Annotated in this window: 13 protein-coding genes; 11 read left to right on the top strand and 2 right to left on the bottom strand. The window is 74.6% G+C overall.

Features of this window, described 5'->3' with window-relative positions; translation table 11 throughout:
- Both IG64_RS25340 and mycP read left to right on the top strand, forming a co-directional pair.
- Positions 1–1,133 (top strand): hypothetical protein (locus IG64_RS25340; RefSeq protein WP_234438605.1); only part of this gene is annotated, 1,133 nt, incomplete at its 5' end.
- Complete coding sequence (gene mycP, locus IG64_RS25335; protein WP_037860213.1) at positions 1,130–2,329, top strand: type VII secretion-associated serine protease mycosin; 1,200 nt, start codon at positions 1,130–1,132, stop codon at positions 2,327–2,329. The genes IG64_RS25340 and mycP, both read left to right, overlap by 4 nt.
- 60 nt (positions 2,330–2,389) lie before the next feature.
- Here the strand turns inward: mycP and IG64_RS25330 are convergent, their stop codons facing one another.
- Entirely contained in the window at positions 2,390–3,430 is a 1,041-nt protein-coding gene (locus IG64_RS25330; protein ID WP_107474348.1) for a serine hydrolase, read from the bottom strand.
- 106 nt (positions 3,431–3,536) lie between these two features.
- Here IG64_RS25330 and IG64_RS25325 point away from each other — a divergent pair, with 106 nt between their 5' ends.
- The gene (locus IG64_RS25325) at positions 3,537–4,274 is read left to right on the top strand and encodes an SseB family protein (protein ID WP_037860205.1); all 738 of its coding nucleotides are present in this window, start codon (positions 3,537–3,539) and stop codon (positions 4,272–4,274) included.
- 31 nt (positions 4,275–4,305) lie between these two features.
- On the opposite strand, the gene IG64_RS25320 is transcribed toward IG64_RS25325, so the two are convergent.
- Positions 4,306–4,662, bottom strand: coding sequence for a DUF1844 domain-containing protein (locus tag IG64_RS25320; RefSeq protein WP_037860203.1), 357 nt, complete (start codon positions 4,660–4,662; stop codon positions 4,306–4,308).
- 349 nt (positions 4,663–5,011) lie between these two features.
- On the opposite strand from IG64_RS25320, the gene infC reads away from it, so the two are divergent.
- The 8 genes from infC to IG64_RS25280 all read left to right on the top strand — a co-directional run bounded on the left by infC (position 5,012) and on the right by IG64_RS25280 (position 13,716).
- Entirely contained in the window at positions 5,012–5,686 is a 675-nt protein-coding gene (infC, locus tag IG64_RS25315) for a translation initiation factor IF-3 (protein WP_078884204.1), read from the top strand.
- 110 nt (positions 5,687–5,796) lie between these two features.
- On the top strand, positions 5,797–5,991 hold the full coding sequence (gene rpmI, locus IG64_RS25310; protein WP_007829094.1) for a 50S ribosomal protein L35: 195 nt from the start codon (positions 5,797–5,799) through the stop codon (positions 5,989–5,991).
- A 125-nt stretch (positions 5,992–6,116) separates the two neighbouring features.
- Positions 6,117–6,500 carry a 50S ribosomal protein L20 gene (gene rplT, locus IG64_RS25305; RefSeq protein ID WP_006141703.1) on the top strand — a complete coding sequence of 128 codons (384 nt, stop codon included), beginning with the start codon at positions 6,117–6,119 and terminating at the stop codon, positions 6,498–6,500.
- A gap of 203 nt (positions 6,501–6,703) precedes the next feature.
- Positions 6,704–7,567 carry a TrmH family RNA methyltransferase gene (locus tag IG64_RS25300; protein ID WP_037860196.1) on the top strand — a complete coding sequence of 288 codons (864 nt, stop codon included), beginning with the start codon at positions 6,704–6,706 and terminating at the stop codon, positions 7,565–7,567.
- 186 nt (positions 7,568–7,753) lie between these two features.
- On the top strand, positions 7,754–8,896 hold the full coding sequence (locus IG64_RS25295) for a sensor histidine kinase (RefSeq protein ID WP_037860193.1): 1,143 nt from the start codon (positions 7,754–7,756) through the stop codon (positions 8,894–8,896).
- Between the two features lie 167 nt (positions 8,897–9,063).
- A complete protein-coding gene (gene pheS, locus IG64_RS25290) occupies positions 9,064–10,182 on the top strand; it encodes a phenylalanine--tRNA ligase subunit alpha (RefSeq protein ID WP_051813318.1) in 1,119 nt (372 codons plus the stop codon).
- A complete protein-coding gene (gene pheT, locus IG64_RS25285) occupies positions 10,182–12,695 on the top strand; it encodes a phenylalanine--tRNA ligase subunit beta (RefSeq protein WP_324609591.1) in 2,514 nt (837 codons plus the stop codon). Before pheS ends, pheT begins: the two co-directional genes overlap by 1 nt.
- A 145-nt stretch (positions 12,696–12,840) precedes the next feature.
- Positions 12,841–13,716 carry a PP2C family protein-serine/threonine phosphatase gene (locus IG64_RS25280; protein WP_037860276.1) on the top strand — a complete coding sequence of 292 codons (876 nt, stop codon included), beginning with the start codon at positions 12,841–12,843 and terminating at the stop codon, positions 13,714–13,716.
- The last annotated feature ends 259 nt before the right edge of the window (positions 13,717–13,975 follow it).

Genomic DNA, 13,975 nt, shown 5'->3' with positions numbered 1-13,975 from the left:
CCCCCCCCGGACCGCCCCCGGTCCGGCGCCCCGCGGACCCCGCCGCGCCGCCCCCGCCCCCCGCCTCGGCGCGCTTCCCCGACGCGCCGCCCCGCACGGGCCGGGCCGGACTGGCGACCTGGGCGCCCGGAGAACCCGCACGTCCCGAAGCCCCGGTGCCCCCCGTGCCCTCCGCGCGCCCCTCTCGTGACCGGGACCGCGACGCGTACCCGCCCGCCCCCGCCCGCACCGCCACGCCGTCCGCCGCGGCGCCGGTCCGGAGCGCGTCCGGTGCCTACGCGGTGGCCGGGGGCCGTCCCGCCGCCGCGGCCCGGCCCTTCGTGACCCTCGGCGCGCCCGAGGGGTACGACGAACACGGGCGGGGACGCGCCCTCGGCGTGCGGATACGGCCCCGGACCGCCGTCGCCGCCGCCTGCCTGGTCCTCGGGCTCGGACTCATCGGCGGCGCCGTCGCCGGCAGCCGGCTCACCGGGGAGACGGGCGACAGCGCCACCGCCGGGTCCTTCGCCACGGCCGGCACCCTGTGGCACAGCACCCCGGTCGACCGGCTCTTCCCGCCCACGGTCGAGGGCCGGGGCGCCGGACCCGGCGGAGCCGACCGCACCTGGACCCGGGTCGCCGTCGCCCCCGACAGCGGTTGCGCGGACGCCTTCGACCCGCTGCTGCGCGAGACCCTCGCCCCGGTCGGCTGCGCGCGCCTGCTGCGCGCCACCTACACGGACGCCACCCAGAGCTTCGTCACCACGGTCGGCCTGCTCTTCACCACGGCCGACGCGCCCGCCATGAGTTCCCTGGCCGCCCGGTTCAGGAACGAGGGGCTCGGCAGGCGCACGGACCTCATGCCCCGCCCGTACGCGGCCGGGGGCACCGTCGCCGCCGCCTTCGGCGTCCGGCAGCGCGCCTCCTGGACCGTCTCCGTGCTGACGGAGGCCCCCGTGGTCGTCTACGCCGTCTCCGGCTGGGCCGACGGCCGCACCGTCGACACCCCCCAGTCGGCCGCCGACGCGACGAAGGCCGGTGCCGCCACGGCCGTCGCCCAGGCGGGGCTCGGCAACGAGGCCCAGGGCCTGGCCGACCGCATCGAACGGGGTTTCCGCAAGACCGCCGGCTCCGCCACGGAGAAGCCCTCGTGAACGTCCCCGCCGAACCCGCCCTCACGCGCCGCGGCGGCCTCCTCGGCCTGCTCCTCGCCGCCGCGCTCGCCCTCGTACCGGCCACCGCCGCGCACGCCGACGGCATCCGCGCCCAGCAGTGGGCCCTGGACGCCCTGCGCCTCCCGCAGGCCTGGCAGCACACCAAGGGCAAGGGCGTCACCGTCGCCGTCCTGGACACCGGTGTCGAGACCGACCACCCCGACCTCGCGGGCAACGTGCTGCCCGCGAAGGACCTGATCGGCTTCGGCGCGCGGCGCGGCGACGACACCTGGGCGCGGCACGGCACCGCCATGGCCGGCATCATCGCCGGTCACGGCCATGGCAGCGGCGGCGCCGACGGCGTCATGGGCGTCGCCCCCGAGGCGAAGATCCTGCCCGTGCGGGTGATCCTCGAGGACGGCGACAAGGCCCGCGCCCGCGCCCGCACCAGCCGCGGCGGCGCGCTCGCCGACGGCATCCGCTGGGCGGCCGACCACGGCGCCGACGTCATCAACCTCTCCCTCGGCGACGACTCCGACTCCGCGCACCCCGAGCCCGCCGAGGACGAGGCCGTCCAGTACGCGCTGAAGAAGGGCACCGTCGTCGTCGCCTCGGCGGGCAACGGCGGCGACAAGGGCGACCACGTCTCCTACCCGGCCGCCTACCCGGGCGTGATCGCGGTGACCGCCGTCGACCGCTACGGCACCCGCGCCGCCTTCTCCACCCGCCGCTGGTACGCCACGGTCAGCGCGCCCGGTGTGGACGTCGTCATCGCCGAGCCGGACCACGCGTACTACAAGGGCTGGGGGACGAGCGCGGCCTCGGCCTTCGTCTCGGGTGTCGTCGCGCTCGTCGAGGCCGCGCACCCCGGCCTGACGCCCGCGCAGATCAAGAAGCTCCTGGAGGACACCGCACGCGACGCCCCCGTCGGCGGACGGGACGACTCCCGCGGCTTCGGCATGATCGACCCGGTGGCCGCCATCGAGGCAGCCGGCCGGCTGAAGCCCGCGGGGCTGCGCGCGACGGCGTACGGCGAGCGGTACTTCGGTGCCGGCCCCCACACCGCGGAACCGGACGGCGACGCGGACTGGGCGGGGCCCCTGGCCGGCGGCGCCGGCGGCGTGCTGCTGGTGGCCGCAACCGTCCTGTGGCGCGGCCGGCGCCGACGCGTCGGCCCCCGCGACTTCCAGCCGTAGGCACCCCGGGCCGGGGGCGCACGGCCCGTCCCGCGCCCCGCCCCCTCCGCTCCGCCGCGGTCAGCCTGCCCCGGAGACGGACGAGCCGGAGACGGAAGGCGGGGCGGAAGGCGGGGCGGAAGGCGGGGCGGAGGCCGTCGGCGCCGTGACCACCGACACCGCCGCCCGTGCCGACTCCTCCACCAGCGAAACGCCGGCCTCCTTCGTCGCGTTGCCGTGCGAGAGGGCCGCCACGAGGCAGTCGTCCCCGCCCGCCGTCACCCTGCCGATGCTGTTGACGACCCACAGACCGGTCGTGCCGCGCGGCAGCCAGCCGTTCTTGAGGGCCCACGCGGAGCCGTCGGCGGCGGCGGACACACCCCAGTCCTGGCCGTCCGCGATCCGCCCCATCAGCTCCTGGAGGTACGCCCGCGAGGCCGTGCTCAGCAGCGGACCGTCCCCGAACACCTGCCTGAGCAGGGTGAGCTGGTCGGCGGAGGTGGTCCGGGTCAGGCCCCACAGCGGGCCGTCGCCGCCGGCCGTCGCCGTCAGCCCGAACCGGCGGTTCGCCGCGTTCAGCCCGCCGGCCCCGCCGATGCTGCGCCACAGCGCCGACGCGGAGCCGTTGTCGCTGTTCTCGATCATGGCGGTGGCGTACGCACGCTCCTGCGCGGTCAGCCGCCGCCCCGCGTCCTGGGCCCGGAGCAGCAGGGCCGCCAGGATGTCGGTCTTGACGATGCACGCCGTCTCGAACGTCCCGTCGCCGTACCCTGCGACCTGGCCGGAGTCCAGGCCGAGGACGGACACCGACACGGCGGCGCCCTCGGGCACCGCCACCGACCGCATCGCCGCGGCCGGCAGCGCCGCGCGGTCCGCCACCGCCTCCACCCCCGCTCCGTCACTGGACACCGAAGCCGGCCCTGACACCGGGGACGGTGCCGGCGCCGCCGGTGACGATACGGTGCCCGGCCCGGCAAAGCCCGTCCGGGCCGTCGACCGGGAGGCGCCCGCGGCCGTGCCGTCGGCGATGACGGCGCGGACGAGCGCGGCGCGCAGCAGGCGCCCGCGCCGGGAGGGGCGGGCGCGGCGTCGGCGCCGGGGGCCGGGGGAGGGGGTACCCATGGCCGCGATGCTGGTGGCGGCGGCTGCGGGTGCCGTGGGACCCGCGTGAGACGGGCGTCAGGGGACCCTGAGAAAACGGTGAACGGCCCCGGATAGGGTCGGGACCGTGGCGAACAAGAACATCCCCGACCCCGGTTTCTCCGACGACGACGGCTCCGCCGACCCGGCGCTGAGCGCGGCGCTCGCCGCCTGGGCCGAGGACCGCGCCGCCGTGGACCCGGTGCTGGGCGCGCTCCAGGGCGCCCGGCTGCTCGTGCCCGTCGTCGCCGTGCTCGGTGAGGTGGAGGAGGACGAGAACGGCCTGCGCCGGGAGAAGACGAGCGACATGGCCGTGCCGACCCTGAAGGCCGGTCACCGCACCGCGCTGCCCGCCTTCACCTCGACCGCCTCCCTGGCGCTGTGGGACCCGGCGGCCCGCCCGGTCGCCGTGCCCCTGCACCAGGCGCTGGAGGCCGCCGCGCACGAGAAGGCGGACACGGTCGTGCTGGACCTGGCCGGACCGGTCCCCTTCGAGCTGACCGGGTCCGCGCTGCGCGCGCTGGCCGAGGGCCGTACGACGGCGGACCCGCTGGCCGACCCGGCGGTCGTGGCGGCCGTACGGGAGGCGGTGGCCGCCGAGCCGGCCGTGCTGAGCGCCAGCCTGGGGCCGGGGCGGGCCGACGGCACCCTCGCCCTCGTCCTCGACCCGGCGGCCACCGGGGCCCCGGCCGGCACCGCCCGTGCCGTCGCCGCCCGCCTGGCGGCCAGTGACACGCTGAGGGCCCGCCTGGTGCGCGGCCTCGACCTGGCACTGCTGCCGGCCGGGGCGACGCCGCCGGGCGAGCCCTTGTACGTGCGCGGATGAGTCCCGTACGAGCGCGGACGGGACGGACGGGTCAGCCGTAGACCGGGCCCGTGTACTTCTCGCCCGGGCCCTGGCCCGGCTCGTCCGGGACGAGCGACGCCTCGCGGAAGGCCAGCTGCAGGGACTTCAGGCCGTCGCGCAGCGGCGCCGCGTGGAAGGAGCTGATCTCGGTCGCGCTCGCGTCCAGCAGCCCGGCGAGCGCGGTCACGAGCTTGCGGGCCTCGTCCAGGTCCTTGTAGGTGTCGCCCTCCTCGGTCAGTCCCAGCTTCACGGCGGCGGCGCTCATCAGGTTGACGGCGACCGTCACGATCACCTCGACCGCGGGGACCTCCGCGATGTCGCGGGTCATGGCGTCGAAGTCGGGGGTCTCAGGAGGGGTCTCACTCATGCCCCACACGATAGGCGGTCCCGTCGGCCGGGCTCCGGTTAGCCCTTGTCAAGCGTTCCTGCTAATCTGGTGGGCGACCGGTCGGAGACGTGTGCCCCAGGGCTAACGGTTCCGGCCCACAAGTGGAGGCTTCGAACTCCCACCTGACCGCCTCCCGGGCGGCGGGTCACCGGTCAGGCGGTCCCGTCCCAGCGGCGGTGACCCGCCCGAAACGCGCGCCCCGCGGCCATCGCGGCGGTCGCTCCGGTAGTTCGAGGAGCCCCGCCTGTGATCGTCCGGGGCATTTTTGCTGCTTCGGCGCGGTTAGGTCTATCGAACACAGACGTACGCGGCTGTCCGCCAGACCGCCGTGTGGTGCTACCGAGGAGGATCCATCAGCGCCGAGCCCCGCATCAACGACCGGATTCGCGTTCCCGAGGTGCGACTTGTCGGTCCCAGTGGCGAGCAGGTGGGCATCGTCCCCCTGGCCAAGGCACTGGAGCTTGCGCAGGAGTACGACCTGGACCTGGTCGAGGTCGCGGCGAACGCCCGTCCGCCCGTGTGCAAGCTCATGGACTACGGGAAGTTCAAGTACGAGTCGGCCATGAAGGCCCGTGAGGCGCGCAAGAACCAGGCGCACACGGTCATCAAGGAGATGAAGCTCCGGCCGAAGATCGACCCGCACGACTATGACACCAAGAAGGGTCACGTCGTCCGGTTCCTCAAGCAGGGCGACAAGGTCAAGATCACGATCATGTTCCGTGGCCGCGAGCAGTCCCGCCCCGAGCTGGGCTACCGGCTGCTGCAGCGTCTCGCGGAGGACGTCCAGGACCTCGGTTTCGTCGAGTCGAACCCGAAGCAGGACGGCCGCAACATGATCATGGTTCTCGGTCCGCACAAGAAGAAGACCGAGGCGATGGCCGAGGCCCGCCAGGCGCAGGAGGCCCGCAAGGCGGAGGCGAAGGCCAACCCCGGCCGCTCGCAGAACGCCGCGGACATCGACGCGTCTGCCGAGGAGCCCGCCGAGGAGCACGCCGAGGCGTGACCCCCGGGACCCCGCGTCCCAGGATGTAACCGAAACAAGAGCGACGCTCCATCGTGCCCGGTTCTCGCGACCGGGCACCGGAGCGCCACCGACGAGGAGAGAACGGCGCTATGCCGAAGAACAAGTCGCACAGCGGTGCCAGCAAGCGCTTCAAGGTCACCGGCTCCGGCAAGGTGCTCCGTGAGCGCGCCGGCAAGCGCCACCTGCTCGAGCACAAGTCGTCCCGTCTGACGCGTCGCCTCACCGGCAACGCCGAGATGGCCCCGGGCGACGCCAAGAAGATCAAGAAGCTTCTCGGCAAGTGACGCCGCGGCGCCCGGCCGGCTGATCTCGTACCGGCCGACCCCGCGCGCCGTCCGTCAGGACCGGGACCCAATCGTTTCCGGGCCGTGTGAGCACACCCACGGCCCCGCTACAAGGAGTCAAACAAGTGGCACGCGTCAAGCGGGCAGTCAACGCCCACAAGAAGCGCCGGGCGATCCTCGAGCAGGCCTCCGGCTACCGCGGTCAGCGCTCGCGCCTGTACCGCAAGGCCAAGGAGCAGGTCACCCACTCGCTGGTCTACAACTACAACGACCGCAAGAAGCGCAAGGGTGACTTCCGCCAGCTGTGGATCCAGCGCATCAACGCCGCTGCCCGCGCCAACGGCATCACCTACAACCGCTTCATCCAGGGTCTGAAGGCCGCCAACGTCGAGGTCGACCGCAAGATCCTGGCCGAGCTGGCCGTCAACGACGCCAACGCGTTCGCCGCGCTCGTCGAGGTCGCGCAGAAGGCTCTGCCGAGCGACGTCAACGCGCCGAAGGCCGCGTGACGCCGCACCGGCCATGACCCGGTGTCGCAGGACCCGCAAGCTTCCGAGGCTTGCGGGTCCTGCTGTTGGGGGCCCGCGGCCGCCGTCCGGCCGCGGGCCCGCCGCGGTCGCCCGCGCCCGCGCGGCGCAGCCGCCCGCCGCAACCGCCCCGCGCCCCTGACGGGCGTGTACGCCGCCGCACGAAGTTCTCCGAAGGTAAGAGGATGCCCCCCGCCACCCCTGAGCTGATCTCCCCCCGCTCCGCCCGTGTTGCCGCCGCCCGGCGGCTGGCCAAGCGGAACTTCCGGGGGAAGGACCGGCTGTTCCTCGCCGAGGGGCCCCAGGCCGTGCGGGAGGCCGCCGCGCACCGGACACCGGGCGGCGACGCCGCACTCGTGGAACTCTTCGCCACCGTGGAGGCCGCCGAGCGCTACGCCGACATCGTGGGCGAGGCCCGCGCCGCCGGCGCCCGGATCCACCTCGCCGCCGACGAGGTGATCGCCGACATCTCCACCACCGTCACCCCGCAGGGCCTGGTGGGGACCTGCCGGTTCCTCGACACCCCGTTCGAGGAGGTCCTCGCCGCCCGCCCCCGCCTGGTCGCGGTCCTCGCGCACGTACGCGACCCGGGCAACGCCGGTACGGTGCTGCGCTGCGCCGACGCCGCCGGGGCCGACGCCGTGATCCTCACCGACGCCTCCGTCGACCTGTACAACCCGAAGGCGGTACGGGCCTCCGTGGGGTCGCTGTTCCACCTGCCGGTCGCCGTCGGTGTCCCCGTCGAACAGGCGGTCGCCGGCCTCAAGGAGAGCGGAGTGCGCGTGCTGGCCGCCGACGGCGCGGGCGCGGACGACCTCGACGACGAGCTGGACCGCGGCACCATGGGCGGCCCCACCGCCTGGGTGTTCGGCAACGAGGCCTGGGGCCTGCCCGAGGAGACCCGGGACCTGGCCGACGCCGTGGTCCGCGTCCCCCTCCACGGAAAGGCCGAGAGCCTGAACCTCGCCACCGCCGCCGCCGTGTGCCTGTACGCGTCGGCCCGCGCGCAGCGCGCCCGCGGAGGATGCCGCTCCGGCACCGCCGGCTAGTGCTGTCGCCGGGAAGGTCCGCCGGGAAGCCCGCGGCGCCCGGTGAGGGGGCCCCGCCGGCCGGACGGCGCGCGGGGTGCCCCCGGCGCCGGCCCCGCTCCCTGATCCGGCCTCTTGCGAACGAAAGACCCTAGTAGGGTGACCAGCTCGGGGGCCTGCTGCACCGTCGGGAAGGTGGGGTACGGGATGAGTGTCGGCACGAGCGGGGCGGTACCGGGCACACGCGGCGCGCCCCGGACGCCCGCGCCACCGGCCGCCGCCGAGGTGGCCGGCGGGGCCGTCGACCCCGACGACCTGCCCGACGGGCTGGTGATCGCCGACGAGCACGGCCGGGTCGTCCGCTTCAACACCGCCGCCGCCCGCATCACCGCCGTCCCCGCCGACCGGGCCCTCGGGCAGCACCTGGAGAAGGCCCTGCCGCTGGAGGACCTGGAGGGCCGCCGCTGGTGGCAGCTCACCGATCCCTACGGCGGCCTCGCCATCCGCGTGGCCCAGCCCGAACGCAACCTGCTGCTGCCCGGCGGCCGGGAGGTCCTCGTGTCCGCCCGGTACGTGCGCGACCGTCCCACCGGACCCGTCCGCCGCGTGGTCGTCTGCCTGCGGGACACCGAGGCGCGCCGCCGCACCGAACGCAGCCACGCCGAGCTGATCGCCACCGTCGCCCACGAGCTGCGCTCGCCGCTGACCTCGGTCAAGGGCTTCACCGCCACCCTGCTCGCCAAGTGGGAGCGGTTCACCGACGACCAGAAGCGGCTGATGCTGGAGACCGTCGACGCCGACGCCGACCGCGTCACCCGGCTCATCGCCGAACTCCTCGACATCTCCCGCATCGACTCCGGCCGCCTGGAGGTGCGCCGCCAGCTCGTCGACATAGGGGCCGCGGTCGGCCGGCACGTCCAGGCCTACGTCGCCGCGGGCCAGCCCGCCGACCGGTTCCTGGTCCGCCTGGAACAGCCGCTGCCCGACCTGTGGGCCGACCCGGACAAGATCGACCAGGTGCTCAGCAACCTGATCGAAAATGCCGTGCGGCACGGCGAGGGAACCGTCACCATCGACATCACGCCCGCGACGTCGCCCCGGGACGGGGAGGACGCCGGCACGTCGGTCACGGTGAGCGACGAGGGGCCCGGCATCCCGGAGGAGTCCATGAACCGCGTCTTCACCCGCTTCTGGCGGGGCAGCAAGCGCGGCGGCACGGGCCTCGGGCTCTACATCGTCAAGGGCATCGTGGAGGCCCACGGCGGCACCATCACGGTCGGACGCGCCGCCGGCGGCGGCGCTCGGTTCCGATTTACGCTGCCCGTGGGCACCCCGGCGCACCTGCTCTGAGCACCGGCCGGGCCCCACGGGCGCATCCGCTTTCCCCAGCCCCGTTAGACTCGGCCTTTGGCACCTTTGCGTCCCAGAAACGGAGACGATTCGTCCACGAGTCGCAGACGGGGACCGTCAGCCTGGCCCCAGCGGTAGCTGGGGGACAATCGGAAGCACGGGAAGAGATGTCGGCACCGAATAAGTCGTACGACCCTGTCGAGGTCGAGGCGTTGAAACCGGAAGAGATCGAGCGCATGCGGGACGAGGCGCTCGCCGCCTTCGCCGCCGCGGACTCCCTCGACGCGCTCCACGAGGCCAAGGTCGCCCACACCGGCCCGGCCTCCCCTCTGTCGCTCGCCAACCGGGAGATCGGCGCCCTGCCCCCGCACGCCAAGGCGGACGCGGGCAAGCGCGTCGGCATGGCCCGCGGCGCCGTGAACAAGGCCCTCGCGGCCCGGCAGGGCGAGCTGGAGGCCGAGCGCGACGCCCGCGTCCTGGTCGAGGAGGCCGTGGACGTCACGCTGCCCCACGACCGCGTACCGGCCGGCGCCCGGCACCCGCTGACCACGCTCTCGGAGCGCATCGAGGACATCTTCGTCGCCATGGGCTACGAGGTCGCCGAGGGCCCCGAGGTCGAGGCCGAGTGGTTCAACTTCGACGCCCTGAACATCGGCCCCGACCACCCGGCGCGCAGCGAGCACGACACGTTCTTCGTGCGGGGCGACGACGGGGCCGACTCCGGTCTCGTCCTGCGCACCCACACCTCGCCCGTGCAGATCCGCTCCCTGCTCGGCCGTGAGCTGCCGGTCTACGTGATCTGCCCCGGCCGGGTCTACCGCACCGACGAGCTGGACGCCACGCACACCCCGGTCTTCCACCAGGTCGAGCTGCTGGCCGTGGACGAGGGCCTGACCATGGCGGACCTCAAGGGCACCCTCGACCACATGGTGCAGTCGCTGTTCGGCGAGGGCATGAAGACCCGGCTGCGGCCGAACTTCTTCCCGTTCACCGAGCCCAGCGCCGAGATGGACATGGTCTGCTACGTCTGCCGCGGCGAGTCCGTCGGCAACCCCGACCGTCCCTGCCGCACCTGCTCCAGCGAGGGCTGGATCGAACTGGGCGGCTGCGGCATGGTCAACCCGCGGGTGCTGACCGCCTGCGGCGTCGACCCGGAGAAGTACAGCGGCTTCGCCTTCGGGTTCGGCATCGAGCGGATGCTGATGTTCCGCCACAACGTCGAAGACATGCGAGACATGGTCGAGGGTGACGTCCGGTTCACCCGGCCGTTCGGGATGGAGATCTGATGCGGGTCCCGCTTTCTTGGCTGCGGGAGTACGTCGACCTGCCGGCGACGGAGACCGGGCGCGACGTCCAGGCCAAGCTCATTCCGGCGGGCCTCGAGGTCGAGACCGTCGAACAGCTCGGCGCCGACCTCAAGGGGCCGCTCGTCGTCGGCCAGGTGCTCACCATCGAGGAGCTGGAGGGCTTCAAGAAGCCGATCCGGTTCTGCACCGTCGACGTCGGCCGGGCCAACGGCACCGGTGAGCCGCAGGAGATCGTCTGCGGCGCCCGCAACTTCTCCGTCGGCGACAAGGTCGTCGTGGTCCTGCCCGGCGCCACCCTGCCCGGCGGCTTCTCGATCAGCGCCCGCAAGACCTACGGGCGGGTCTCGCACGGCATGATCTGCTCGGCCGACGAGCTGGGCATGGGCGACGACGGCACGCACGGCATCATCGTGCTGCCGCCCGAGCACGAGGTCGGCACCGACGCCATCGAGCTGCTCCAGCTCGTCGACGAGGTCCTGGACATCGCGGTCACCCCCGACCGCGGCTACTGCCTGTCGATCCGCGGTGTCGCCCGCGAGGCCGCCATCGCCTACGGCCGCCCGCTGCTCGACCCGGCCCTGCTGGACGTCCCGGCGCCGAACGCCTTCGGGCACCCGGTGAAGATCGCCGACCCGTTCGGCTGCGACCGCTTCACCGCCCGCACGGTGACCGGCCTCGACCCCGAGGCGCGCTCCCCGATCTGGCTCCAGCGCCGCCTGCAGAAGGCCGGCATGCGCCCGATCTCGCTCGCGGTGGACATCACCAACTACGTGATGCTGGAGCTGGGCCAGCCGCTGCACGCCTACGACCGCTCCCGCGTCCAGGGCACCATCGGCGTGCGCCGGGCCGAGCGCGGCGAGCAGCTCACCACCCTCGACGGGGTCACCCGCACGCTGTCCGCCGAGGACCTGGTCATCACCGACGACCGCGGCCCGATCGGCCTGGCGGGCGTCATGGGCGGCGCCAACACCGAGATCGACGACACCGAGGGCACCACCACCGAGGTCGTCATCGAGGCCGCCCACTTCGACCCGGTCGCCGTCGCGCGCACCGCCCGCCGGCACAAGCTGTCCTCCGAGGCCTCCCGCCGCTTCGAGCGGGGCGTCGACCCGCAGGCCGCCTCCGCCGCCGCGCAGCGCACCGTCGACCTGCTGGTCCTGCTCGCCGGCGGCACCGCCGAGGCGGGCGTCACCGAGGTCGTCGCGCCCTCCGCGCCGCGCACCATCACCATCCCGGCCGACCACCCCGACAAGGTCGCGGGCGTCACCTACGGCCGGGAGACCGTCGTACGGCGGCTCCAGCAGGTGGGCTGCGACGTGTACGGGCAGGACGAGCTGATCGTCACCGTGCCGTCCTGGCGGCCCGACCTGACCGACCCGAACGACCTGGCCGAAGAGGTCATCCGCCTGGAGGGCTACGAGAACCTGCCCTCCACGCTGCCGCGGCCGCTGCCCGGCCGCGGTCTGACCGCCCGCCAGCGGCTGCACCGCCGCGTCGGCCGTGCCCTGGCAGGCGCCGGGTACGTCGAGGCGCCGAACTACCCGTTCCTCGGCGAGGCCGTGCTCGACCAGCTCGGCCTGGACGCCGACGACCCGCGCCGCACCCGTGTCACCCTGCTCAACCCGCTCTCCGACGAGGAGCCCTCCCTGCGGACGACGCTGCTGCCGGGCCTGCTCGGCGCGCTGCGCCGCAACGTCGGACGCGGCAGCCACGACCTGGCGCTGTTCGAGACCGGCCTCGTCTTCCGGCCCACCGGGCAGGAGGAGCCCGCGGTCCGGCTGCCTGCCGACCGCAGGCCCACCGACGAGCAGCTCGCCGCCCTCGACGCCGCGCTGCCGCGCCAGCCCCGCCGGGCCGCCGTGGTGCTCGCCGGCGCCCGGGAGCAGGCCGGCTGGTGGGGCAAGGGCCGCCCGGCCGACTGGGCGGACGCGATCGAGGCGGCCCGGACCGTGGCCCGCGAGGCCGGTGCGGAGCTGAGCATCCGCGCCGACCAGCACGCCCCCTGGCACCCCGGCCGGTGCGCTGCGCTGTACGCCGAGGTGGACGGTGCCGAGACCCTCGTCGGCCACGCCGGTGAGCTGCACCCGCGCGTGGTCAAGGCGATGCACCTGCCGGAGCGCACCTGCGCGATGGAGATCGACCTCGACCTGCTCCAGCGGGCCGGGGACGGCATCACCCGGGCGCCGCGGATCTCCGCGTTCCCGGTCGCCACGCAGGACGTCGCCCTCGTCGTCGACAAGCCGGTCCCGGCCGCCGACGTGGAGGCCGCGCTGCGCGAGGGCGCCGGTGAGGGTCGTCCTCGTACCGGGCGTACGTGGACGATCCCGACAACGCGGCGAGCGCGCGTGCCAGGCGCCGCGGGGCAGGCGGGACTTTCGAAACGCGCCCTGGTGCTGCGACCGGGAAGGTTCAACGGCTCGCGACGCCCGGCACCTCGCCGCGTCGCCGCGAGCTTCCCGGCGAACCTTCCCGGCCACAGCACGAGCGCATGAGGGTGCGGCCGGAACGGGAGACCACGGTCACTCGTTCGGGTGGCGGGCCCGGTGATCCGGCCCTGACTCTGCGCACGATCGACAGAATCGGACCGGCCCTTCGGGGCCGGTCCGCGCTGGCAGCGCCTCTTGGGGGGCCATGGTCATGATCCGCATCAGGGCTGGGGCTCCCCGCGGAGTACGGCAGGGCGCCGTGTTCCTGGCCGTGGGCACCTGCACCGGCCTCTTCCTGCACGCCCGGCGGACGATGCTGCGCGAGCTGCGGCAGGCCCGCGCGGTCGCGGGCGCCGCGCAGAGCGTGCTGCTGCGGCCCCTGCCGTCCCGCGTCGCCGGACTGGACGTGGCGGCGGCCCAGCTGTCCGCCGACCGGGGCGCGGCGGTCGGCGGCGACCTGTACGAGGTGCTCGCCACCGAGCACGGCGTACGGCTCGTCATGGGTGACGTGCGCGGCCACGGCCTGGCCGCACTCGGTACCGTCGCCACCGTGCTCGGCAGCTTCCGCGAGGCCGCCCACGACGAGGCCGATCTCGCCGGTGTGCTGCGGCGCCTGGACCGGGCCCTCGCCCGCAGGCCGCACGTCCGGGACGATCCGGACCACCCGGCCGCCGAGGACTTCGTCACCGTCCTCGTGGTCGAGGTCGCCGACGACGGCACCCTGCACGCCCTCAACTGCGGGCACCCGTGGCCGTACCGGCTGAGCGGCAGGACCGTGGAGCCCGTCTCCCGCGCGGTCCCGCTGCCGCCGCTCGGCCTCTTCCCGCTGCCCTCCCGCCTGCCCGTCGCCGAATTCGGCCGTCTGCTGCCCGGCGAGAGCCTGGTCCTCCACACGGACGGCGTGGCGGACGCCCGGGACGCCCGGGGCCGGTTCTTCCCGCTGCGGGCCGTGCTCGCGGAGGCGAGCCGCCCCGGCCCGCTCGCCGCGCAGTCGCTGCTGCGGGCCGTCTTCACCCGCCTCCTGGGGCACACCGGTCACCGGCCCGCGGACGACGCGGCCGTCCTCGTCGTCCGACGCTGCCCGTGAGGCGCTCGCGCTCACCCCGCCGTCCCGGTCGCCGCCCGCTCCGCCATGGAGTGTCGGGCAGACGGCGGAGCGGGCGGCGCGGAAGCGGACCGCCGCACTGTACGAGGGGGAGCCGGCGGTCCGGCCGGCCTCTTGGAGGAGGCATCTCAGTCAACCGGCCGCCCACGCTGCGCGACAGCGCGCGCACGGTCCGGATGCGGGCACTCGGTTCACACCCCGTGTGAACCGGGCCGCACTACGCTGTCCGCACCGAGCCACC

Origin of the sequence: Streptomyces sp. NRRL S-340, assembly GCF_000720185.1 — a bacterium.
In the GTDB taxonomy this organism is placed as follows: Bacteria; Actinomycetota; Actinomycetes; order Streptomycetales; family Streptomycetaceae; genus Streptomyces.
This window is presented reverse-complemented; position numbering and strand designations above follow the sequence as displayed.